General features: G+C 44.4%; 28 protein-coding genes. 12 read left to right on the forward strand and 16 right to left on the reverse strand.

Features of this window, described 5'->3' with window-relative positions; translation table 11 throughout:
• Positions 1-230: 230 nt before the first annotated feature.
• The 10 genes from AB5Z12_RS09875 to AB5Z12_RS09920 all read right to left on the reverse strand — a co-directional run bounded on the left by AB5Z12_RS09875 (position 231) and on the right by AB5Z12_RS09920 (position 6,576).
• Positions 231-563 (reverse strand): DUF5301 domain-containing protein, encoded by a 333-nt coding sequence (locus AB5Z12_RS09875; RefSeq protein WP_005333498.1) that lies wholly within the window; start codon positions 561-563, stop codon positions 231-233.
• Complete coding sequence (locus tag AB5Z12_RS09880; protein WP_005333496.1) at positions 520-1,356, reverse strand: EcsC family protein; 837 nt, start codon at positions 1,354-1,356, stop codon at positions 520-522. The genes AB5Z12_RS09875 and AB5Z12_RS09880 overlap by 44 nt, the downstream gene beginning before the upstream one ends.
• Position 1,357: 1 nt before the next feature.
• Positions 1,358-1,717: a YccF domain-containing protein gene (locus AB5Z12_RS09885; RefSeq protein WP_173736254.1), complete on the reverse strand. Its 360-nt coding sequence runs from the start codon at positions 1,715-1,717 to the stop codon at positions 1,358-1,360.
• Between the two features lie 3 nt (positions 1,718-1,720).
• Positions 1,721-2,155 carry a hypothetical protein gene (locus AB5Z12_RS09890; protein ID WP_005333491.1) on the reverse strand — a complete coding sequence of 145 codons (435 nt, stop codon included), beginning with the start codon at positions 2,153-2,155 and terminating at the stop codon, positions 1,721-1,723.
• Between the two features lie 229 nt (positions 2,156-2,384).
• A complete protein-coding gene (locus AB5Z12_RS09895; RefSeq protein ID WP_005333489.1) occupies positions 2,385-2,717 on the reverse strand; it encodes a hypothetical protein in 333 nt (110 codons plus the stop codon).
• A gap of 3 nt (positions 2,718-2,720) precedes the next feature.
• Positions 2,721-3,011 (reverse strand): hypothetical protein, encoded by a 291-nt coding sequence (locus tag AB5Z12_RS09900; protein WP_022415108.1) that lies wholly within the window; start codon positions 3,009-3,011, stop codon positions 2,721-2,723.
• Between the two features lie 121 nt (positions 3,012-3,132).
• Entirely contained in the window at positions 3,133-3,978 is an 846-nt protein-coding gene (locus tag AB5Z12_RS09905; protein WP_243024529.1) for a sensor histidine kinase KdpD, read from the reverse strand.
• Between the two features lie 51 nt (positions 3,979-4,029).
• On the reverse strand, positions 4,030-4,881 hold the full coding sequence (locus tag AB5Z12_RS09910; RefSeq protein WP_005333484.1) for an ABC transporter permease: 852 nt from the start codon (positions 4,879-4,881) through the stop codon (positions 4,030-4,032).
• Positions 4,874-5,800: an ABC transporter ATP-binding protein gene (locus tag AB5Z12_RS09915; protein ID WP_008373911.1), complete on the reverse strand. Its 927-nt coding sequence runs from the start codon at positions 5,798-5,800 to the stop codon at positions 4,874-4,876. Before AB5Z12_RS09915 ends, AB5Z12_RS09910 begins: the two co-directional genes overlap by 8 nt.
• Positions 5,801-5,877: 77 nt before the next feature.
• On the reverse strand, positions 5,878-6,576 hold the full coding sequence (locus tag AB5Z12_RS09920) for a response regulator transcription factor (protein ID WP_005333481.1): 699 nt from the start codon (positions 6,574-6,576) through the stop codon (positions 5,878-5,880).
• A gap of 325 nt (positions 6,577-6,901) precedes the next feature.
• On the opposite strand from AB5Z12_RS09920, the gene AB5Z12_RS09925 reads away from it, so the two are divergent.
• The 12 genes from AB5Z12_RS09925 (at position 6,902) to AB5Z12_RS09980 (ending at position 16,181) form a co-directional block, all read left to right on the forward strand.
• Positions 6,902-7,603, forward strand: a complete 702-nt coding sequence (locus tag AB5Z12_RS09925; RefSeq protein WP_005333477.1) for a single-stranded DNA-binding protein — start codon at positions 6,902-6,904, stop codon at positions 7,601-7,603.
• Between the two features lie 141 nt (positions 7,604-7,744).
• Entirely contained in the window at positions 7,745-8,521 is a 777-nt protein-coding gene (locus AB5Z12_RS09930) for a hypothetical protein (protein ID WP_022415111.1), read from the forward strand.
• Positions 8,522-8,537: 16 nt separating this feature from the next.
• Positions 8,538-10,349: an AAA family ATPase gene (locus AB5Z12_RS09935; RefSeq protein ID WP_005333473.1), complete on the forward strand. Its 1,812-nt coding sequence runs from the start codon at positions 8,538-8,540 to the stop codon at positions 10,347-10,349.
• A gap of 9 nt (positions 10,350-10,358) precedes the next feature.
• Positions 10,359-10,625 carry a helix-turn-helix domain-containing protein gene (locus AB5Z12_RS09940; RefSeq protein ID WP_005333471.1) on the forward strand — a complete coding sequence of 89 codons (267 nt, stop codon included), beginning with the start codon at positions 10,359-10,361 and terminating at the stop codon, positions 10,623-10,625.
• Positions 10,622-12,739, forward strand: coding sequence for a nitric oxide reductase activation protein NorD (locus AB5Z12_RS09945; protein WP_005333469.1), 2,118 nt, complete (start codon positions 10,622-10,624; stop codon positions 12,737-12,739). Before AB5Z12_RS09940 ends, AB5Z12_RS09945 begins: the two co-directional genes overlap by 4 nt.
• A gap of 16 nt (positions 12,740-12,755) precedes the next feature.
• Positions 12,756-13,442: a hypothetical protein gene (locus AB5Z12_RS09950; RefSeq protein ID WP_005333468.1), complete on the forward strand. Its 687-nt coding sequence runs from the start codon at positions 12,756-12,758 to the stop codon at positions 13,440-13,442.
• A 62-nt stretch (positions 13,443-13,504) separates the two neighbouring features.
• The gene (locus AB5Z12_RS09955) at positions 13,505-14,023 is read left to right on the forward strand and encodes an AbrB/MazE/SpoVT family DNA-binding domain-containing protein (protein WP_005333466.1); all 519 of its coding nucleotides are present in this window, start codon (positions 13,505-13,507) and stop codon (positions 14,021-14,023) included.
• Between the two features lie 19 nt (positions 14,024-14,042).
• Complete coding sequence (locus AB5Z12_RS09960) at positions 14,043-14,291, forward strand: hypothetical protein (protein WP_005333464.1); 249 nt, start codon at positions 14,043-14,045, stop codon at positions 14,289-14,291.
• Positions 14,292-14,296: 5 nt separating this feature from the next.
• A complete protein-coding gene (locus AB5Z12_RS09965; RefSeq protein ID WP_005333462.1) occupies positions 14,297-14,875 on the forward strand; it encodes a hypothetical protein in 579 nt (192 codons plus the stop codon).
• Positions 14,856-15,233 (forward strand): hypothetical protein, encoded by a 378-nt coding sequence (locus tag AB5Z12_RS09970; protein ID WP_005333460.1) that lies wholly within the window; start codon positions 14,856-14,858, stop codon positions 15,231-15,233. The genes AB5Z12_RS09965 and AB5Z12_RS09970 overlap by 20 nt, the downstream gene beginning before the upstream one ends.
• Entirely contained in the window at positions 15,233-15,841 is a 609-nt protein-coding gene (locus tag AB5Z12_RS09975) for a hypothetical protein (protein ID WP_005333458.1), read from the forward strand. Before AB5Z12_RS09970 ends, AB5Z12_RS09975 begins: the two co-directional genes overlap by 1 nt.
• A 55-nt stretch (positions 15,842-15,896) precedes the next feature.
• Positions 15,897-16,181 (forward strand): hypothetical protein, encoded by a 285-nt coding sequence (locus AB5Z12_RS09980; protein WP_005333456.1) that lies wholly within the window; start codon positions 15,897-15,899, stop codon positions 16,179-16,181.
• Positions 16,182-16,213: 32 nt separating this feature from the next.
• Here AB5Z12_RS09980 and AB5Z12_RS09985 read toward each other — a convergent pair whose 3' ends face one another.
• The 6 genes from AB5Z12_RS09985 to AB5Z12_RS10010 all read right to left on the reverse strand — a co-directional run bounded on the left by AB5Z12_RS09985 (position 16,214) and on the right by AB5Z12_RS10010 (position 21,207).
• Positions 16,214-16,615 carry a response regulator transcription factor gene (locus tag AB5Z12_RS09985; RefSeq protein ID WP_005333454.1) on the reverse strand — a complete coding sequence of 134 codons (402 nt, stop codon included), beginning with the start codon at positions 16,613-16,615 and terminating at the stop codon, positions 16,214-16,216.
• Positions 16,616-16,677: 62 nt separating this feature from the next.
• Complete coding sequence (locus AB5Z12_RS09990; RefSeq protein WP_005333452.1) at positions 16,678-17,550, reverse strand: ABC transporter ATP-binding protein; 873 nt, start codon at positions 17,548-17,550, stop codon at positions 16,678-16,680.
• A 4-nt stretch (positions 17,551-17,554) separates the two neighbouring features.
• Complete coding sequence (locus AB5Z12_RS09995; protein WP_022415113.1) at positions 17,555-18,211, reverse strand: hypothetical protein; 657 nt, start codon at positions 18,209-18,211, stop codon at positions 17,555-17,557.
• Positions 18,208-19,272 carry an ABC transporter permease gene (locus AB5Z12_RS10000; protein ID WP_005333443.1) on the reverse strand — a complete coding sequence of 355 codons (1,065 nt, stop codon included), beginning with the start codon at positions 19,270-19,272 and terminating at the stop codon, positions 18,208-18,210. The genes AB5Z12_RS09995 and AB5Z12_RS10000 overlap by 4 nt, the downstream gene beginning before the upstream one ends.
• A gap of 70 nt (positions 19,273-19,342) precedes the next feature.
• Positions 19,343-20,545 carry a HAMP domain-containing sensor histidine kinase gene (locus AB5Z12_RS10005; protein ID WP_173736255.1) on the reverse strand — a complete coding sequence of 401 codons (1,203 nt, stop codon included), beginning with the start codon at positions 20,543-20,545 and terminating at the stop codon, positions 19,343-19,345.
• Entirely contained in the window at positions 20,533-21,207 is a 675-nt protein-coding gene (locus tag AB5Z12_RS10010) for a response regulator transcription factor (RefSeq protein WP_023921570.1), read from the reverse strand. The genes AB5Z12_RS10005 and AB5Z12_RS10010 overlap by 13 nt, the downstream gene beginning before the upstream one ends.
• Positions 21,208-21,249 lie beyond the last annotated feature (42 nt).

The raw sequence follows: 21,249 nt of genomic DNA on the forward strand, positions 1-21,249 counted from the left end.
GATTTTGGCATGAAAAATACCTCCAAAGTAACAGATTTTTATATTTAATCTGTCTACTTTAGAGGTATCATATCATACAGTTCTGGCGGCTCATTTTATTATAAATAACCTCTCTTATTTCTATCAAACAATAGTGTTTGTATCCGCTTCAATGCCATGAGCATTTGCTCCGGGAATGTCTTAGTTAAACTTGAAAGAATTAGATTTTCATTCTCATTACACAAATATTATTAGATAACCAATTCAGAAATATCAATGCTCGTTTTATAGTTTTGTTTTACTCCGCCAGGAGAAGTAATAAAAATCGTAGCATATTCCCCATTTTCATAAAGGGTAATTTCTTTTATATCTTTTTCTTCATCTTGGTTCGTAGTATCGCAATAAAATTTTATGGTATATTTAGGGTTCATACCTATGCTTTTTTCTGTCTCTTTCCATGATTTTATATTTAAAGCAGAAATAACCTTGTCTATATTATGCTTATCATCATACTTTACCAGCAATTCCTTATTTGCGGCATCATATATCTCTATAACTTTTACACCTTTTACATAATTGTCCATTCTCTGCCTTTTTCCGCCCCGCCAGATACCTGTGCCGGTATTTCAGCTCTGCATACTCTGTGATCCGTTTCATGTAGACTGCATCATAAGCTCCGCCTACAGCACCAACCACCGGAATTCCCTGTAAGAACTTCATATACAGAAGCTCTTTTGACAAAGCTCCCGCCGTTTGTTCGATCTGCTCCTTATCCTGATACTCTTCCGGCAGTATTCCGTTTCTGATAAATTCATTTACTTTCCCGTCAATCTCACAAAGTGTATCCCCATAGGATACTGCTCCCCGGATCAATAATAAGATAAAATATTTTTCTTCCCTGCTTTCATAGCTGTATCCATACTGCAGAGCAGTCTCATAAATATTCTTTAAAATCATCCCTGTAAATACCGGAATATCCGGCAGACCGATTCCCAATACGCCCATCCCGATTCCAGACACACCGGATAGCAGTAAATTCTTTGTTCCCGTATCTCTTGCCTTTTTAGAAAAAGAGCGGAGGGATTTGGAATTCTGCTTTACATCCGCCATATACTGCCGCACCTGATAATCCTGCTCCAGTTTTGTCCGCTGATACGTCTTTTCAATAACCCCGGTTCCTTTCTCGAAAATCAGAGCAAATGCCTTCGCAAAAGCGGTATCCAATGTTTTCTGAAGTTTCGGCGGTATCTTTTCCTCCAGTTTCTGATTCAGAATGCTCTCCCTTTTCTCTGAACGCTTCTGAAGGAATCTCTGCTCCTGTACTTCCAGCTTTTCCCACTCCTTCTGAAGCGGTGTCCTTTTATCAAATAATCGCATCTTAATACACCTCCGCACCAAACGGCATCAATGCCAGTTTCGCCAGTTTAAACTGCTGTAAACCAAACGGGATTCCGATAATCGTCACACATAAAGCTGTACCCAACGCCAGATGCTCCAGTGCAAGAGGCAGACCGGATACAATCAGCCAGATGATATTCAAAAGGAACGAACTAGCTCCGCCACCATACTGCACCTCTTTTCCAAAGGGGAAAAAACTAAGCGCCGCAAATTTAAAACACTGCATCCCCACCGGAATCCCCACAACGGTAATACACCAGAGACAACCTGCCAGACACCAGCTCAGCCCACTGACTGCGCCGCCAAACACAAACCACAACACATTTCCCAGGCATCCCATATGCTACACCTCCCCATTCATCCGATTTTTCACATCAGCAAGTATCTTTTCTATCCGGTTGATGGCATCATCCACCTGTTCTCTTGCATCTGCAATCTTGCTCTGCACCATATAATCTGCCACCAGCCCGTCCAGAAAGAAATCCGCAAAGGAAAGGAAGCTGCCGATTTCCATGCGCAGATCCAAGGAAACCTGCACATCTCTTAATTCTCTCTGAAAACGCTGAATATCGCTTTTCGCCTGTTCCATCAACGCAGCTGCGTCATTCATTTTAGAATGCTTCACAAAGTCACTGATAAAGCCTCCTCCAAGCATATCAAAAATGCCCCAGTTTCTCGCACTTCCCAACTTATCCCTTGCTGCGTAAAGGCTCTGAAGCGCCCGCTCCCCTGCCTGTACTGCTTCCTGCATTTCCCGTTTCATCATTTCGTTACTCATCGTTTATCCTCTCTTTCTTTTTAGCAGACTATTGCGGCAGATTTTCTATATTTCATAATAAAAAAAGACTCCTATCATGACCTCTGCCACAATAAAAGTCTTGCTATCTCATTTGCTACGGGTATCTCTCGATACCGGTTGTCGGTTACAAAACCACCTCTTTCAAGGCGTTCAGCTACTCCCTTTTTTGCTTGAGATGAATATAACATATTGGAAATAATTTGTCAAATCATGCATTTTTCTTTTCCAACCGTTCCGCTTCTCTGGCAAATACATGCGAGATATCAAACAGTTCCGGTACATCTGATATGGTACACACATTCACACAATAATTGAGCCATGGAAATTCTTTTGTCATCTGATAAATAACTGCCATGGCTTTTGCTTCTGACATTGCTTCCACCGAATGATATCCCGATCCCTGAATATGCTCAAATCCGTTTGCTTCAAAAAAGTCCCTTACATCCGCATATGCATTATGCCAGTCACCTTTCGGATAATATTCCTTTAGTGCTTGTGTATTCAGGTCAAAATTGATGCCTTTCCTCTGTAAGCTGTCCATCTGTTAGTTCCTTATAAAGTCTGTAATCAGGTTCTCCTTTTCTGTTCCGTTATACCAGAAACACTCTAACAAATTCTCTGCAATTCCTACGGAGTTTTTCAACTGAAAGATTGCTGCCCAGAATCTTCCATAGTCCTGCTTGCGTCCCCGGTCAAGATAAATCCTGCTTCCAAGGGCTTTGACTGCACAGCTTAAATCCTCCTGCTCAAAAATCTGATCTGCCTGTTCACACATCTGATTTACCGTTTCCGGAGCGAGCTTGCTTGTATCAAATTTAAGTTCTACTTTATACATTATACTCATCCTTTCATACAACAAATGACTGAGTGACTCTTCTCTTTCTACTGTAATTCTACCATGAAACCTATATAAAGTCATTCCCCATTTTCACTTGCTTTAATATAAATTTTTCCTTTTATTTTGGAAACACAATCTCCACACAGAACTCATTCCCTTCTATCCGGGCGCTGATTTTCCCATCCATACGAAGTACCAGCTCTTTCGCAATTGATAAGCCGAGACCGCTGGAAGTCTTACTGCGTGCTTCATCCGCTTTATAAAACCGTTCAAACACCTGATCTACATTTATTTTTTCCACATGACATACTTGATTTTTTATCTGTATCCGGATGTTGTTTTCAACTTCTTCCAGTGAAATACTGATTTTCTTCTCCCCGTGATCCAGTCCGTTTTTTATGATATTCTGAAAAATTCTCTGGATTCCCTGTTCATTTCCGTTCATAAACAGCAGTTTATCTGTAATCTGTATCTCCGGTTCAATTCCTCTGCCCGTCCATTCATCGTAGTAGGAAAATATGGTATCTTTCAAAATCTTGTTGATACAGCAGGATGACATTTCCAGATGAAAAGAATCGTTTTTAAGTTTTGTAAAAGTAAATAATTCTTCCAGCATTTCTTTCAGGCTGCCGATTCTCTCCTGTATGATCTTCATATACCGTCTCTGCTCTTCCTGGTCTTCACAGGTTTCCATTAACTGAAAATATCCGTCAAGGGATGTCAAAGGAGTACGGATATCATGTGAGAGATTTGTATATGTATCCGAAATCATCTCCTCTTTCTTCAAGTATTCCTTCTTTTCCCTTCGCTTCAGTTCCAGCCATTCGTTTAAAACATCTGCCAACTCACCAATGCCTCCAAAATCCATTTCTCTGGTAATCAGCATGTTGCTGTCGTGCTTCATCAGAAACGACAACTGGCGGCAGATGTCTTTCACCTGCCGCTGGTATTTCCAAAATAACATTCCTTGTACCAGTATCACTGCTATCAATAGCACGAACCCTAGTTTTATCATTTAGATATCTCTCTTTCTGAATACCCATGCTGTCAGTAATGTAACCACGATTCCGAACGCCGCCGCAATCACAACTGCCGTCAGGCATTCCTTATTGGTCGGTGACATGGATAAAAGTGCAATCTTTCCTGTCACTGTATATTTCAAAATCTGGAAATTCTCCACACCTGCCTTCTGGATCAAATGATTGATCACTCCGTATAAGACAATCATGGTATTCATGCACAGGCAGATAACAATCGTCATGCTGAACACGTTGCTGTTCAAAACCACCGCAATCGCCATACTGATTAGTACCAGTGCATAATGAAGCAAAATCTGAATACCAAAGTATCTCAGCAACTCGCTTCCATTCCCCCACTCCAGATATCCGAAGTACATCTGCTGTGCAATAATCTGAATGATGAAATAAAGCAGCATGGTAACAGTCGTATACACAAACAACACGGAAGCTTTGGAAAAGATCAGGTTTCTCCGGCTCCTTACCTGCCCGCCGATATTTTTAATATAACCGCTTCCTATATCTGCACTGGAAAACAGCACTGTAAAAATCACCAGAAACAACGCCACAAACTTCGCCTGCAGGTTTGCATATACCTGATCAAAGACCGTTACTTTTTCTCCCGGCTGTGTCGGCAGGAATACGGACATTCCCATATTGATGGTTTCTGGTTTCACTGTTTCTGCAATGTTTTCTGTCTGCTGTTGTTCCGCTTCCTTGTTCATCGTATCAATATCCAATTTCGACATGGATGTGGAGAAGAATATAGCTGCCGCCATCACAATCCATACCACATACATACTTTTTGTCCGGACCATCCGGTACAGATCCATTTTTATCATATTAAGCATTTTGATTCCCTCCTGTCAGATTCAAGAAATAGGTTTCCAGTTCTTCACTGGTAATGGAAATTCCATTGACCAAAATTCCTGCTTTTGCCAGTTCCATATTGACATTGGCGCTTTCATTCAATCGTTCAAATATATGGATATGGCTCTTATCTGTAACCTGATAGTTGGTAAATCCCATTCTGTCCAGAATCGGGACTGCCTGCTCCGGATGGATTAACTCTATTTCAATCCGTTCACTGCAGCGTTTCATCAGTTCTTCGCTTGTCAGCTCCTGCAGAAGACTTCCATTATGGATAATTCCATAATCCGTTGCAATCTTAGATAATTCCTCTAAAATATGACTGGATATCAAAATCGTCATATTCCGTTCATCTCGCAGTCTCTGTATGGTATCACGCACCTCTGCAATTCCCTGGGGATCAAGCCCATTGATCGGTTCATCAAGGACCAGGAGATCCGGCTCCCCGACCAGTGCCAGCCCGATTCCGAGACGCTGCTTCATTCCAAGGGAAAAATGTTTCGTTTTTTTCTTTCCGACACCTTCCAGTCCGACCGTCTCTAAGATATCTTCGATGTATCCCTTTTTCCGAATACCAAACAATTCACATTTTATTTTCAGGTTTGTATATGCATTCATGTTGCCATACAGCCCCGGTGCTTCAATCAGACACCCCACACGAGAACGAATCCTCTCCAGTTCTTTTCCTTTACACCCGAACATCTCAATCTCTCCGGCTGTCGGTCTTGCAAGTCCACTGATCATCTTCAGGCAAGTCGTCTTTCCCGCACCGTTCCGTCCGATAAATCCATAGATAGCACCCTTTTTTATGTGAAGGTTTACTTTATCCACTGCCTTATGATGACCATACTGCTTCGTCAATCCATTTGTACTTAATAACAATTCACTCAATGCTTTCATCTCCTTTTCTTATCTGCTGTTATCATATCGGATAAATCCTAATCAAACGCAAATAAATAGTAAAAAAAGAGTAAAGATTAAGAATGCAGACGGTAGCCGATTCCCCATACGGTATCAATATATTCCTCCTGCGTTACTGCTTTTATCTTTTTCCGGATATTGCTGATATGTACATCCAGTGTCTTTGTCTCTCCCATATAGTGTTCATCCCACGCATATTCAAAAATCTCTTCTTTGCTGAAGACCTGTTTCGGATGCTCCAGTAAAAGCTCCAGAATTGCAAATTCCTGCTTTGTAATTTTGGGAAGCAGCACTCCGGCAATTCGGACTTCAAAGCGCTCACGGTCCAGTTCCAGGTTTTTATATGACACGCTTTTATGTTCCGGCTCCTGCTGCATATGGCGGAGCTGAACCTGAATCCGGGCAAGCACCTCCTGTATCTCAAACGGTTTTGTAATGTAATCATCTGCCCCACTGGTAAGAAGCCCGATTTTTTCATCCAATCCGTCTTTGGCTGTCAGGACAATAACCGGCGTATTGCCCTGTTTCCGAATCTGGGCAAGCACCTCTTCTCCTGAAATTCCCGGAAGCATCAGATCCAATAGAATCAAAGAAAAGCCCGCCTTATCCATCTGGAACAGCATCCTCGCTTCCGTCCCGGAAAAAGCCTGTACCGTCTCATACCCTGCTTTCTGTAATGCCGTATATAAAAGATTATTGATATCCGTATCGTCTTCTACAATCAGAATTCTGTTTTTCTGCTCCATTTTTCTCATCCTTCCATTTTCCGATTTAAACAATATTATATTGCACTTTTATAACTATGTCCAAAATTCTTTTGATATTATCCTTCCACCTCGTCTACATATGCTATATATAGTTCTAATTCTTTTGACATATGCTATATCTTGTGTTAATATAATCTTGTATTTAAGTTTTTGTGCTGTCCCGTCATGGGAGTCTGGACCATTCATCCAGAAGCATATGCAGTTTAAGTTTGGAAAATCGTGTCATTATACTGCCGTTTTATACGGTGCTATAATGGCACTTTTTTTATTTTAATCTATTTTAACGCCCAAAGAGGCAGAAAGGAGAATTTTTATGTCAGCAATTTTAACAATTTTAGGGAGGGCCACAAGAGATCCTGAGATGCAGCAAGGAAAAAATTCCGGTACGGAATATGTTTCTCTGGACATTGCAGTTTCACAGCGAGGCCAGGATGGAAAGGAAGAAACCATTTACTATCAGTGCTATTTTAACAAGTTCCTTGCAGAACGCTTAGCAAAAGCAGGCGTAAAGAAAGGAACCGGGCTGATGATCTATGGTGATCTGGAGCTTCATCCGTTCATTTATCAGAAAGGAAAGAATGCGGGGCAGGCAAATGCCGGTCCGAGGATCAATGTCAAGGACTGGCACTTTGTACCATCCAACCGTTCTGACAGCAATACCGGACATCCGGGTGCAAACCAGAACAGCCAGCCGAATGGTGGTGCGGCAACGCCCGGTGCAGCCGGCAATGGCAGCTACCCAATGCAGGGAAATCCCAATGGCAGCTACCAGAATCAGGCAATGCCTGGCGGCTATCCACAGCAGGGAATGGCTCCTGCTAACGGTGCCTACACGCCTCCTGCAAATGGCGGACAGTATCAGGCTCCGCCAAACGGAACCGGTCAGCCACAGAGCAGCTACCCGCCGCAGGGCAGTTATACCGGAATGCCAAATTACGGAGGTATGCCGGGCAGTCAGCCAACTGACGGCTTTCAAAATGTGCCGGAACAGATGGCATCCCAGTTGCCCTATTAACTCTCAAGGAACCCTATGTTGAGGAATTGCATTTATCATCTTTGTGATGATGCAGTTCCTCTTTTTCATGTCCGGAAGCGGCGATTTCCCATCCAGCTTCCGGGCTTGTCTAAGAATCATGAATCAGAAAGGAATCAGCTCATGAAAAAATCAAATCGAAAAAAATTCTTACAGTTTGTCGTGCTTGTACTGTTTCTTGCAGCACTTTTCGTACCACAGGATGCCAACCGGCTTCTGATTGCAGGCATTGCCCTGATCGGTATCGGAGTCACGCTGTTCAGTTATCTTCTCCCGCTTTTCACGGAACGCCTGAAAAACAGGGAGCATAAGCTACGAAAACGCCCAGAAAGAACTCGTCATCTGGAAGGAACACCTGATCTGGAAACCATTCTCTGGAGACAGATCAAATTCCAGATTACCGGAAAGCTCAAGGAAGCCTTCCCGGATGCCACATGGGATTTTGTGAAAGAACCACCGCTCTCCCAGATACTGGATGGGGAACCATTACGGATTCGCACACGGAATACCGGAAGTTATAATTTTGCGGAAATTCTCATGGATGCCCGTGGCAGTCTGACGCTTCAGATGATGACCATTGAATCCTTACATAAAAAGGAACCGTCAGAAGGAAATCCGGATTCCAGACCAGCCGTTAATCCCAAATCATGGTATTCCCTGATTGGGAAACCGCTACTGATGGAATTGGTCGGTGACTTACAGGCAAGGGGCTATGAAAAGCTGTTTATCAACGAGCAGGGAGATGTCTATATTCTGAACGGCACTGAACCGGAAGTCCGGGGAAAGCTGGAACATTTCCCGCCCAAAGATTACTGGGGCGAATTGACGGAGATTTTTACTGAAGATGAATTGACCACAGAAGAGACCGAGCAGGCACTGGAACTGTCCTGGATCTCATAAGAAGGAGGAACGAATCATGGCAAATAACATCGTAGCAACCTGGGGGTTCAAACGCAAACTCCCGGAACCATTTGAGGATTATACGGACCATGCAATCTTTGATGACATTGCATCCAAATACTGTACTCAGCCACGGAAAAAATCCACGCTTCATGCAGCTACCCTGCGGGCAGTCCTTGCTTATCTGGAGCTGGAAAACCCGGTTGGCAGTACCCCGCCGGAAAAGCTTGGGGCGGTCGGTACCCAATCCAACAATTTTGTTGTGGCGGAATATCCGAGCAAAACCGGTGATCTTCAGGTGGTTGTCTACAACCAGCTAAACGGAAAGTTTTACGGAGGCTGCTATACTCCTCCGCCGGATGTGGAAAGCACACCGGAAAAATACGAATTTAAAGACTCCAAACAGTCCGGTGCGGCTCTGCTGTTCGCACTGATGCCGGTTTTTCTGGCAGATGAAGAGTGTAATGAAAAGTATCAGGAATTAAAAGCGCACCGGGACAACGGTTATCCCGATCTGGACGCCGCTGCGGAAACAGCAGCCGTTCTCTGCGACAACATTTACCGGAGAACCCGCTATGCATCAGGTCTCCCGACCGGTGGTGTTAAGATTGACCTTCCGGCAAACGGCGTATTGTCGCTGATCAAACCGTTAAATATCCAGAAGGGGGTCTATGCACCAACCGAAGTGCTCCATGGAGACTTTCAGGTGTTACGTCCAGGAAGTGGATTTAAGAAAGCACAGGCAGCCATTTCCAGAGATGATTTTGTTGGGAAATTTATCCTGACCGCATCCCGAAGGCTGTCTCCGGAAGAGGAGGTATCTGTTCCGACATTGGCAGAGTGGTACATCATCCCTCCGGAAATCAAACGGATCTGCGAACACGCAAAACTGACAACGGATACCACACAGCCGATGCGGAATTTTCTTTTACGGGGACCGGCAGGTACCGGAAAGACCGAAGGAGCCAAAGCCATTGCTTCCGCACTTCACCTTCCTTACCGCTGCATTACCTGTTCCGCAAATACAGAGGTATTCGACCTTTTAGGTCAGATTCTTCCGGATGTGGACGGAAAACGCACCCGGCTTCAGCGGCAGTACCCGTCTTTTCAGGAAATCCAGTTAGATCCCTCCGGTGCCTATCAGAAGCTGACCGGAAACTATGATGAAGAAATTTCTGCCGAGGACACCTACCAGAAGCTGATCGATACGATTTTTGATGAAATGCACAGCTATTATAAGGAACACACCTCCGGACAGAACTTCCAGTATGTGGATACGCCTCTAGTCGAAGCCATCCGCTATGGGTATATTCTTGAGATACAGGAGCCTACGGTCATTGCTAATCCCGGTGTACTGGTTGGACTTAACTCCCTTTTAGACCGCTGTAACAGCGTATATCTTCCAAACGGAGAAACCATCCACCGTCATCCGGATACGACCATCGTAATCACCACAAACAATGACTATGCAGGCTGTAAACAGATGAACCAGTCTGTCATTTCCCGAATGAACCTTGTGATTGATCTGGATGAACCGGATGAGGATACACAGGTAGAACGTGCCATGGCTGTTACCGGATGCAAGGATGCAAAAACGGTACGTCTGATGACACGCATTGTCAAATCCATGGCTGTCTACTGCCGGGAAAATCTCATTACAGATGGCTGCTGTGGCATGAGGGAGCTGATTTCCTGGGTGCAGTCCTACATGGTCTGCGGGGATATCCGGGAAGCGGCCCGTTACACGGTGCTTGCCTCTGCCTCTGCCGATGCTGAGAACCGTACGGAAGTGGAAGAAAGCTGTCTGGATACTGTGCTTGCTGCGTAGGACACGCCTATGAGAAAAGCAGCACTCACAGAAGCCCAGATCCGAAAGCATCTGGCAGATAATCTGTCTTATCTCCGGCAAGCCAAAACACCGAAGTTATCACAAAAGGCAGTTGCCAGAATCTTAAATCTTCCCCCGAAAACCATTATGAATTATGAAAATGCAAACTCCTCCCCGATGGCTTATGCCGTCCTTCGCCTTGCTGTGTATTACGGCTGCACGATGGAGGAACTGCTGACAAAAAATCTAAGAAAAGAAAGGAAGAATATCACGTGAATCACAGCCAAAGAAATTTAAAGAAACTAATCCGGGCAAAAGAGGATTCCATTGCGGATGAGGAGTTATTCCTCTCCGCTGCCTATCAGAAGTACCAGACCTCCCTTGCCAGAGCCGTTACCGGACGTTACCGGTATGGACTGCAGGTACTGCTGGACTGGGACATTTCCGAACAGGCAGGCGTTGCATATACCGACAATTATAAGGTACATCTCAACGCAGCGAACCCGATCACCCAGTCTTTCCCCACCCGTTTCTTACGTTCCCAGAGCCTGACAGGGCTCACCGGGCATGAAGTGGGGCACTTACTCTATTCTGATTTCACAGCCCACGCTGTTCATCTGAGGAGTCTGGAAAACGGTTCCTTCTATCCGAAGGAGCCGGAGCTATCCCTTCCAGCTTATCAGACAGCACTGGAGGAGATCAAAGAAGTGTTAGAAGAAAAGGACAAAGCCGGATGCCTGACACTGGCACGATGCGCCGCAACTTTTCAAAACATTCTGGAAGACATCCATATTGAAGACCGTATGTGTGAGGAATTCCACGGCACCTTCCGACAGGGGATTGAACTCAATAACCTGCGTATGTCCGAACAGATTCCTTCCATACAGGAACAAATTGACAAAGAATACCAGCCATTTTCCATCATTGCCAACCTGATCCTTTCCTATTGCCGGACCGGAAACATCAACAATCCCACCGGCTATCAGGGGGATTATCTGGATACCATTTCCGATTGTACCGATCTTCTGGATACGGCAATGGAATCGGAAAAAGGCACTGACCGGATGCTGGTTTCCAATGCGCTCTTAGCCCTGACCTGGAACTATATCCAGCCGCTCATCGAAAAAACACGGGAGGAATTGGAAATGCATGGCGAGGATTCCGCTGCCGATGCTCTGGAAGATCTTCTAGGGGATGAAGTCAGCAGCGGCGCTCCTCTTCCGACCGGAAAAAGCGGTGCCATTCCAAAGAATATCAAACCAGCTTCCCCAAAAGGAAGCGGGAATGATGAGGGCAATGCTCCTTCCGGTCCACGTACCAAAGAGGATGCTATAGAGGAAGCCAAACAGGTGCTTTCGGAAGAAGGCGGGCGCATCGCTCTTACAAAGACCAATACCATTCTGGATGAAAACAACCCCGGCGTCACTTATGTCAGTCAGTATCAGGGCAGCGGCTATGAGCATGCTGCAGAGGATCTGTTCCGGATCTTGAACGATGTGGCTGCAGAAAAGGTGCAGGAAGACTGTCAGACGGAACTGACCGAGGAACTGCAGAAAACAGCCAATGATATTCATTACGGCAATGCCCATGCAGGCATCCATGTTACCATCCATCGCCTGACCAGTGTTTCCGATTACCTGAAGAATGAATACCAGACAGTTGCTCCCCCGCTCCTGCGGGCTTCCAAAAAGCTGCAAAGCACCATCCTGCCGCTTTTGAAAGAAGAACAGCAAGGCGGAAAGCAGAAGAATCTCCTGTTTGGAAAACGTCTGGACTCCCATGCTCTCTATAAGACAGACGGAACCATCTTTACCAGAACCAGACTTCCAGGAGAGGAAAAACGTCTGGCTGTTGCCCTCCTGATTGACGAGAGTGGTTCGATGGGTTGGGGTGACCGGATGACACATGCAAGAAAGACTGCCATTGTCCTTTATGATTTCTGTAAAAGCCTCGGTATCCCTATCACCATTTACGGGCATTCCACGGATGCAGGCGGCGTTGCTCTTTACTCCTATGCAGAATTTGATTCTGTGGACAATGAGGACTGTTACCGGCTGATGGATATGTGCGACCGCAACGGGAACCGGGACGGCGCAGCTCTCCGCTTCGTAGCAGAGCATTTGTGCACACGCCCGGAGCTTCAGAAGCTGCTGATCCTGATTTCTGACGGTCAGCCAGCCGATTACGGCTACAGCGGAACGGAAGCAGAGGCAGATCTGCGGGGCATCAAGAAAGAATACGAAAAACGGGATGTCATCCTGTTTGCGGCTGCCATTGGTGACGATAAGGAAAATATCCGCAGGATTTACAAGGACGGATTCCTGGATATCACGAAACTGGAAGAGCTTCCAAAGAATATGGCACAGCTTGTCAAACAGCATCTCAAATAAAGGAAGGTGAATACTCATGAATGAAACTTATCAAAACCGGATTACCGACCAGATCTGCAAGATCCAGAATGACCGGGCACTCATTGCCTTTTATGACCGGCTCCGCTACGCACCACTCGGCAACTATGCACAGCTACATGCCAAAGGGGAATATCAGGAAAACGGGCATAAAGTACATTCTTTAATCTGCATCACCATTCAGGATTATTCCAACGGTACCGGAGACCGGAATATCATCACCCGTTTCAACCTGGCACCGGAACAGATCCAGTTCCTCTTAACCCGGATCACTTCCGGTTTTCAGGAATTTGAATGGAGCCAGAGCAAGATCTACGGCAATCCCGATCAGAACGGTTATTCCACAGCCCAGATGTTTTATATCTCCAGACATCCCTATGATTCCAAAGGGCAGCCTATGAAAAGCCCATGGAAAATCCAGATTGTAAATGGGAAAGGCATCAAAGCACAGAATAAGAACGGTGGTTCCTACATGCAGCCACGCAGCTTCCAGTCCGAAAAGACGACAGCCATCCAGCTTACCGACATGGATCTGTTCACGCTTCTGAAGCGGACGGATTCCTATATTTCCAACTGGGAAACGGTGATTGCTGCATCACTGATCAATAACGGAAAACGGATGCTGGCAGACCAGCAGAACAGTCAAATGCAACAGACAGCACAGGCTCCGCCTTACGCTGCCTAAATTTTCAGAAGAGAAGCGGTACTTTACTGCTTCTCCTCTTTTTAAGAAAGGAGACTTTAGTTATGAATATTGCACTCATCCGGACCATGGACTCTCAGGGGCGTATCGTCATCCCTGCAGAAATCCGGAAACAAATGAAGCTCTCAGACGGAGATGCACTGGAACTGGAAAATGTGGGAATGGAGCTGCTTTTACGCAAATGCCCTACCCACTTAAACGGAAAAGAGGAAATGGCTTCCTATCTTTCCGTCCTCTACAGTGTCATCCACTGTGGTATCGCAATTTGCAGTGAGGCTCACATACTCGTATCTGCGGGCATCTATCTTCCGGAAGGCACTCCCGTTACAGAAGAACTCGCCGAATTGGTTGCGGACGGCCAGGAACTGATCTCTGCTGAGAACTGCCCTGTCTACCCGGTATCCAACACCCGTCAACCGGTTTGTGCTTTTTTCCCGATTTTAAGGGAAGACAGAGAGCCGCTGGCACTTCTTCTCTGTTCCAGAACCGGACAGCATTTATCCGAGATGGAATTGGGATGCGCTAAACTGGTCGCTGCCGTAATTGCAAACAAAATTAAGTAAGGAAAGGAGCGTGAAATCAATGAAGAATACAAATATAACCTTACACACCACCCAAAAGAAAGAATATGTCCTCACCGGAATCCTGTCCCTGCCCCTCCATCTGGGAGAACGGGCGTGGATCTATAGTTATAACCAGACCTTTGCTACCAGTCCGGTGCAGAGTATTCTGGAAGTATCCGAAAACGGTGTGGTATTTGAGACCTGCAACAGTATTTACCGTCTCAGCTACACCCGTGTTCCGATGGAGCTGGAGGCGATGTGTGCTTGACAAGAATGGAAGAACTGGAGAGCTGCCTTTCGGGGCTCCTCTCCACCTTAAAGAAGAACCGGGAACATGTGCCTCTGGAAGTGCTGAAGACACAGTATAAGCAGCCGTATGAAGAACTGGTCAGAAACATCAACCTGACCGCTTCTGCCTATGCAAAATCTGTGCTGCTCCACCGGCTGGTCCTGAATCCGGATGCAGATGTGGAGGAACAATGTACCGTCATCAACCAGATGATACAAACTTCCGGGATGCTGAAGAAAATCAGCTCCTGCATGTCCAAAACCTATGATGTAGGACAGATATATCCTCTGATACTGGAACTACGCCATATGGTCGAACAGGCACTCTGGCCCTATGTGAATCAGGCAACTTGTCTGGTCGCAGATCTGGATGATATAGAAAAAGAACCGACAATTTACAATTTTTTGACACATGAAGTTTATGAAAATGATACCTGGATTCACCGAGAAATCGACCTGCGCTGGAAACTACTGGTACATCTTACTCCCGAACAAAGAGAATCCGTACCACCAGCCAATCATAGTATGAATGGAGGAATTTACCATGAAAGAACAACCATCTAATCCTTGCGAGAAAGTCTCATTTATTTTGACCTATGACCAGCTTGAAGCTGCTTATAACATCTACCGGGAACAATTTATTTCCTGCGACTTCATCCGCCGCTCCATGGAACGTCTGGAGGAAAGAATCGGACTCTGCAACCTTCCATATGAAACGCTGCGTGATGATCCAAGCCTTCTTCATGAAGCATACCTGCAGTTTCTCCGACTGGAAGACTGCAATGTGGCTTATAACGACACGCTGGAGCAGGTAATTGATGCAATCGAACAATGGCTTGCCTCTGGCACCTTATCCCCTGTAAACCTTACGGTTTCCAACCAGAATATGGGTGAAACTTTTGGAACGGAGGTGGATGTGTAATGGCAAATATCTGCTGTGATGATGTGATCTTTTATACAGAAGGAAATCCGGAAGGACTATATGACTTGTGGGAGGACCTGGAAACCTACATCATTCTGAACCAGAATCCTGATTTATGCTGGATTGGCAATTTATTTTCCCACAAGAAAATAGATTCCACCGGAATATCTCTTCGTGGAAATGTCAGCTACATGGAATGGAATGATACGTATATTCTACTTTCTTTAGAGACAGCATGGACTCCACTTTATGAAGCATATCAGGCGATAGCCGCTGCATATCATGTTCCCTTTGTGATGCAAAGCATAGAACCTGGAGAACGAATTTATTATAACACGGATGAAGCACACCTATTTTTCCCTGACCGATATTGTGTCCGCTTATATGAAGAAAGCCTATTGACTCCATGTGGCTTAATAATCGGAGAAAAGCTGGAAGACGGTGAACCATTTGAAACGGAAACAGACGTATTAGAACGATTCAGAGATTGCGGATATCCAGCAGCTACACTAAAAGAGTTGGAGCTCATGTTCGATGCGGATGAACTTATTATTTTTGAATTTACAAATCCATATTTGGATCTGGAGCAGAAAAATGCTTGTGCATGAAACTTCTCCCCTCCACACCAAAGACGATTATCATCAGATTTAAAGGAGGAACACCATGACTGATTTGGAACTGGATGTCTGGGATGCATGGCTCAGGGAACGTCAGGAACATCTGGAAGAAACCCTGTCCAATATCTCACCATCGGAAGAACCCTGCAGATATTACCTGCTAACCGGATATATTCAGGGAATGCTAGAAGCTCTTACCATGCTTACGACTGTTGAGGATGGGAAACGCTTCAAGATCAAACTGGAGCAATTTCGCCAGAATCTGCTCCTCTCTGGAGATTACGATGCTACCGGTAACTATAAACAGGCAGTGAAGAAAACTGCTGTTTAAATACTTCGAGCCGCCCAATCGGACGGCTCTTTTTATGCCCGAAAACGGTAGCCTACACCACGTATCGTTTCTATGTAGTGCGGTTCTTCCGGATTTTCTTCTATTTTCTTTCTCAGATTCTTGACTAACCCATAGACACGGTTATCCACTTCTGACTCCACATCCTCATAAATATGCTGGTAAATCTGTTCTTTTGTAAATACCCGATTGGGGGATAAGGCCAGATAAAAAAGCAGGTCATATTCATGTCTGGTAAGTTCCACAACCTTACCATCTTTGATTACGCTCCGCTGAAGCTGGTCTATTTCCAAACCTTGGAATGTCAACTTTTCAGAATTTGTAATCTCCATAACTTCTAACGTACTTTCGCAGGCTAGAACTGATTTAATTTTATTCAGGATTCCCTCTTCGGAATCAGAAATGGTAAGAATCATCACTTTCCCATAACATCACCTGCTTTTCTTAGCATTTAGCTTTCACTCCTCATTAACAATGTTTATCGATTGGTTACATAGATATATGCATCTTCCAAAGTTACGTCACAAGCTATACATCCACTTTCTGACGGCATATTCTCCCCTAACAGTCTTAATCTAATTCCTTCCTCCGTATACTGCTTACTGGAAATATGATATTTTCTTTCTAATTCTCTTGCAAGGCTTTCGTCCTCTGTACAGCATTCCCATACATGCCCTCTTGCCTTATTCAATAATTCCCTCATTGTTCCTGTATAAAGGAATCTACCTTTTTTCATAACCGCAAGCTGATTACAGGTTGCCATCAGATCCTCCACCACATGCGTTGAAAATAATACGGTGCGTTCTTCTGCAAAATCTACCAGTAAATTACGGATACGGATGCGTTCCTCCGGATCGAGCCCTGTTGTTGGTTCATCCACAATTAAAAAATCCGGCTCATGGAGTAATGCCTGCACTAATCCAACTCTTCGCTTCATTCCACCTGAAAGCTGCCGCATTTTCTTTTTCTGATGGTCTGCAAGACTGGTCTTCTCCAGATAGTAATCAATCCTTTTCTTGCTTTCTCTTTTCTCAATTCCAGCCAGATCTCCCATATACTCCAGACATTCTCGAACAGTCAAAGACGGATACAGATCAATTTCCTGTGGCAGATACCCAATCTTTTTCTGTATCTTTTCGTAATTTGCTTCGCAATATAGCGTACCATCTAACAGAACTTTTCCACTTGTGGGTGCAAGCACCGTTGTAAGCACCCGCATCAACGTTGTTTTTCCTGCACCATTTTCACCTAACAGACCAAATATCCCATGTGGGATTTCCAGATCCACATGATCTACCGCTGTCACTCCATTTTTAAATGTTACTGTTAAATCGTCTATTCTTATACTCATAATCTTACCCTCTCTTCTTTAATATCTTAGGAACAAATGCAAGCATCATCCCCGCAAATACCACGCACAGCACCTTCCCGCCAAGCCATCTCCACTCTGTCAGCTTACCGAAATCACAAGTTCCGTAGGAAAATGGTCCCCAGTTTTTCAAAAACTGAGTTGCCTTTCCGGAAATAGAGAAAAACCAGAAAAGCAGCACGACACCCATACCAATCCATCTGTTTCGAACCAGATTGCTGACAGTTACGGAAAGCACACTCCAAAACAAAACAGTTCCGGGAATCGCAATACAATAAATTCCAAACAAGGCACCGCCATCTAATTCTTCTGTCAGATTCACCGGTTTCTGCCAATAAAAGAGTCCATATGCCAACAAACTGATTCCAATCAGATAAGCTACCTGCACAAATAGTCTTTTATAAACTACCCCTGCCTGCTTTTTTAGATTATAAAGGCAGAATACTTCCGAGCGTTTGCTCTGCACTTCCACCAGATAAGTATCTGCACAGAAAACGACTGCCAGAAGCGAAACAGCTCTTTCTACTGCCTGCCCGATTTCATTCGCATATACAACAGGCTGGATTGCACTCAATATCACAACAAAAGCGATTGAATATGCAATTTTATAATATGGCATACATATTTTTACTTCTTTCTTCAATATACTCTCCTCCTTTTCCACATCCACACCGCTATAAACATGAGCAGTATGGATGCTGCCACAAGAAGCAGTTGATTGAGATATACCTGATGTGGCAATTCCGTTTCAAAAAAATTCCCCGGAAATCGAACCATAATAGAGAATGGTCTTGCATGACACTGTCCTTTGCTATCCCATGTCAGCATATTAGAATAAATGATATAAAGAACCAGCGCCGGAACCGCTGGAAGCGGATTCTTAAACAGCAGCGCTGTAACCGCATACACACAGCAGATCATCAGGATGTTCGGCAGGACATACAGGATCGAATTCTGAACAAAATCCAGTATGTTCATAGCAAATCCTGATTTTACTGCCGTGGCGTAACACAAAATGATAAATACGATATTCATAATGACCAGTGCCGCCGTCATAATGAGAAATCCACTGCTTATTTTCCCGGCAATATATTGAAAAGCCGTCATCGGTTTGGTGTGCAGCAATTCATAAGTATTTTTCCTCATATCCTGGAAAAATAAAAACGCCAGCAGAACCGTTGCAAAGAATGCCATATGCAGGCTTGCAAAATCTGTAAATTTTCTTCCGAAATAATAGGAGAATGGATGTTTCTCAAGATTTTCTCTGATATACCGGTTGACTTCCTCCGGGCTTCCCTGATACCATGAAACGTCCTCATACACATAATTGGCACCATTAAAGTGGTATTCCGTTTTCAGATACTGACACGCCTCCGTAATCTTCATCTGTTTCATCTCAGATATCACTGCCTCCGCCTCTACTTCCGACATGCCAAACCCATTCTCTGTGTCCTGAAGTATCTTTACAATCTCTTTCTCCCACAGTTCTCTCTCCTTATCCGGTGTTGCCGGAATACATCCCTCCATAACATCCCCATCGGAGGCCATTTTTACCTTCCTGAAGGTTTCATCCGACTTCACGTAATGAATGGACAGATAGGGTGCAAGTGTCTGGTACATACTGATTAAAACAACAATCAAACCGATCCAGAATATCGGATTTTTAAGATAATTTTTCAGATTCCTTTTTATGATTGCTTTCATAAGTCATCCCGCCTTTCTTTTTTCTACAAACAGCATAGCCTACAAATCACAACAAAAAAACAACAGCCATTTATTTCTGCTGTTGTTCTTCTAATACATAATTTTTAAACACTGCCTCAACTTCCGCACCGCCATCTGCTACATTTTTTATCAGCAGTTTCCCACCATGCCGTTCGCAGTAGATACGGCTGATATACATACCCATTCCAAAATGCTTTAAGTCATCCTGTGGATTCTCATGATAAAACGCCTGTGTCACCCTGTCGATATTTTCCTGAAATCCAATTCCGTCATCCCTGATACTCATTTTCAGATATTGGGGTGTCACTGTCAGCTTCAGCCTAACTTCCTGATTGGCATAGCGGAATGCGTTAGCCAACAGATTATCCGCTACTTCCATGATGATTTCCTCATCCGCAGTCAGTATTTCAGATTCTCTCACTGTCGTCACTGTAAAATTCTTTTCTGATTTTTCCACCACGACTTCTGCCAGAGCTTCTATCTGGTTTATCAACTGCCGGATATCTACCACGGAACAGTTTAATTCCCGTTCTTCCAATTTCGTCATCTTCCTCATACTATCAATAAAATGGTTCATCCGTTCAATCTGAAGCATACCGCCCCTTAACATCTCCATCATTTTCTCTTGATCAAGCATATCTTCCGGAACAAATTCCAAAAGCATTTCCTGATATCCCCGCATGATTGCAAGCGGCGAGCGGATATCATGGGCAATCGCTGCACGCAGTACCCGCTCATCTTCGATCATCTGCCAAAGTCTACGGTTATTTTCTTCCAACTGCCCACGCATCCTTTCAAATTCCCTGCACAGCATCCCCATCTCGTCCTCGTTCTCATAAGCCATATGAAAATCCAGATCTTCCTCCGCAATCATCTGTGATGCCATCTTCAGTTCCTGAATCGGTCTCTTTAATTTATTTTTGTAAAACAGGCTGACCGCAATTCCACATCCGGCAAAAGAAAAAAGCAATACTCCGTACGTCTGAAGGAAATCACAGGTTTCTGAAATATGCCAGTCCATTCTGCTCATTTTACTCTGATTCGGTCTCGGTACCACTACCTCAAAATTTTCATTGCGGTCATTCATTGCCTGATAATACTCGTCCTGATCCTCGTACTTCCACCAGACCTCCTCCTGTATCTGCCCGGCAATCTCAATAATTGACACAGAAAGAAAAAAAGTGACAATCAAGCTGAGTATCGTATATAAAACCATTGTCTTTTTCAAGGATAAATTTCTTATCTTTTCCATCGATACCCCATCCCCCATACTGTCTCAATGTATTCTGTCTGCGTATATTCCGCCAGTTTCTTTCTCACTCTCCGGATCAGTTCCGTAACAACACGGCTGTCACCTTCCGCATCATAACCACACACCTTTTCGTATATCCGCTCCCTGTCAAAAACCTGTCCTGGATTCATGGACAAAAACTCAATGATTGCATATTCCAGCTTCGTAAGCTCCAAATCATTTTCACCGATCTGAACCCTCTTTGCTCCATAATCAATACTGAGGTCTCCGTGGAATCTGTATTCAGACTTCCCTTTATGACGCTCCTCACGCTTCAAATGTGCAATAATACGAGCATCCAGTTCTTTCAGACTAAACGGCTTCAGTATATAGTCATCCCCACCGGATAAAAGCCCGTTTACCCTGTCCTGCTCCTCCACTTTTGCCGTCAGGAAGATAATGGGACAAGTTACTTTGCCCCGGATACGTCTGCATACTTCTAATCCGTCTATTTTAGGCATATTGATGTCCAGCAAGATAATATCCGGTTTCTTATGGATTTTTTCCAAAGCATCTGTGCCATCTTCTGCCATCATTACATCATATCGTTTGATTTCAAAATAGTTCTTTAACATCTTTAATAATTCGATGTCATCATCCACGATCAAAATTCTATATGCCACTTTTATCACCTCGTTTTATCAGTATACAACGAAAAAAACAAT

The sequence above is a fragment of the Ruminococcus sp. RTP21358st1_G6_RTP21358_211008 genome, from assembly GCF_040908885.1.
Taxonomy (GTDB): Bacteria; Bacillota; Clostridia; order Lachnospirales; family Lachnospiraceae; genus Blautia_A; species Blautia_A faecis.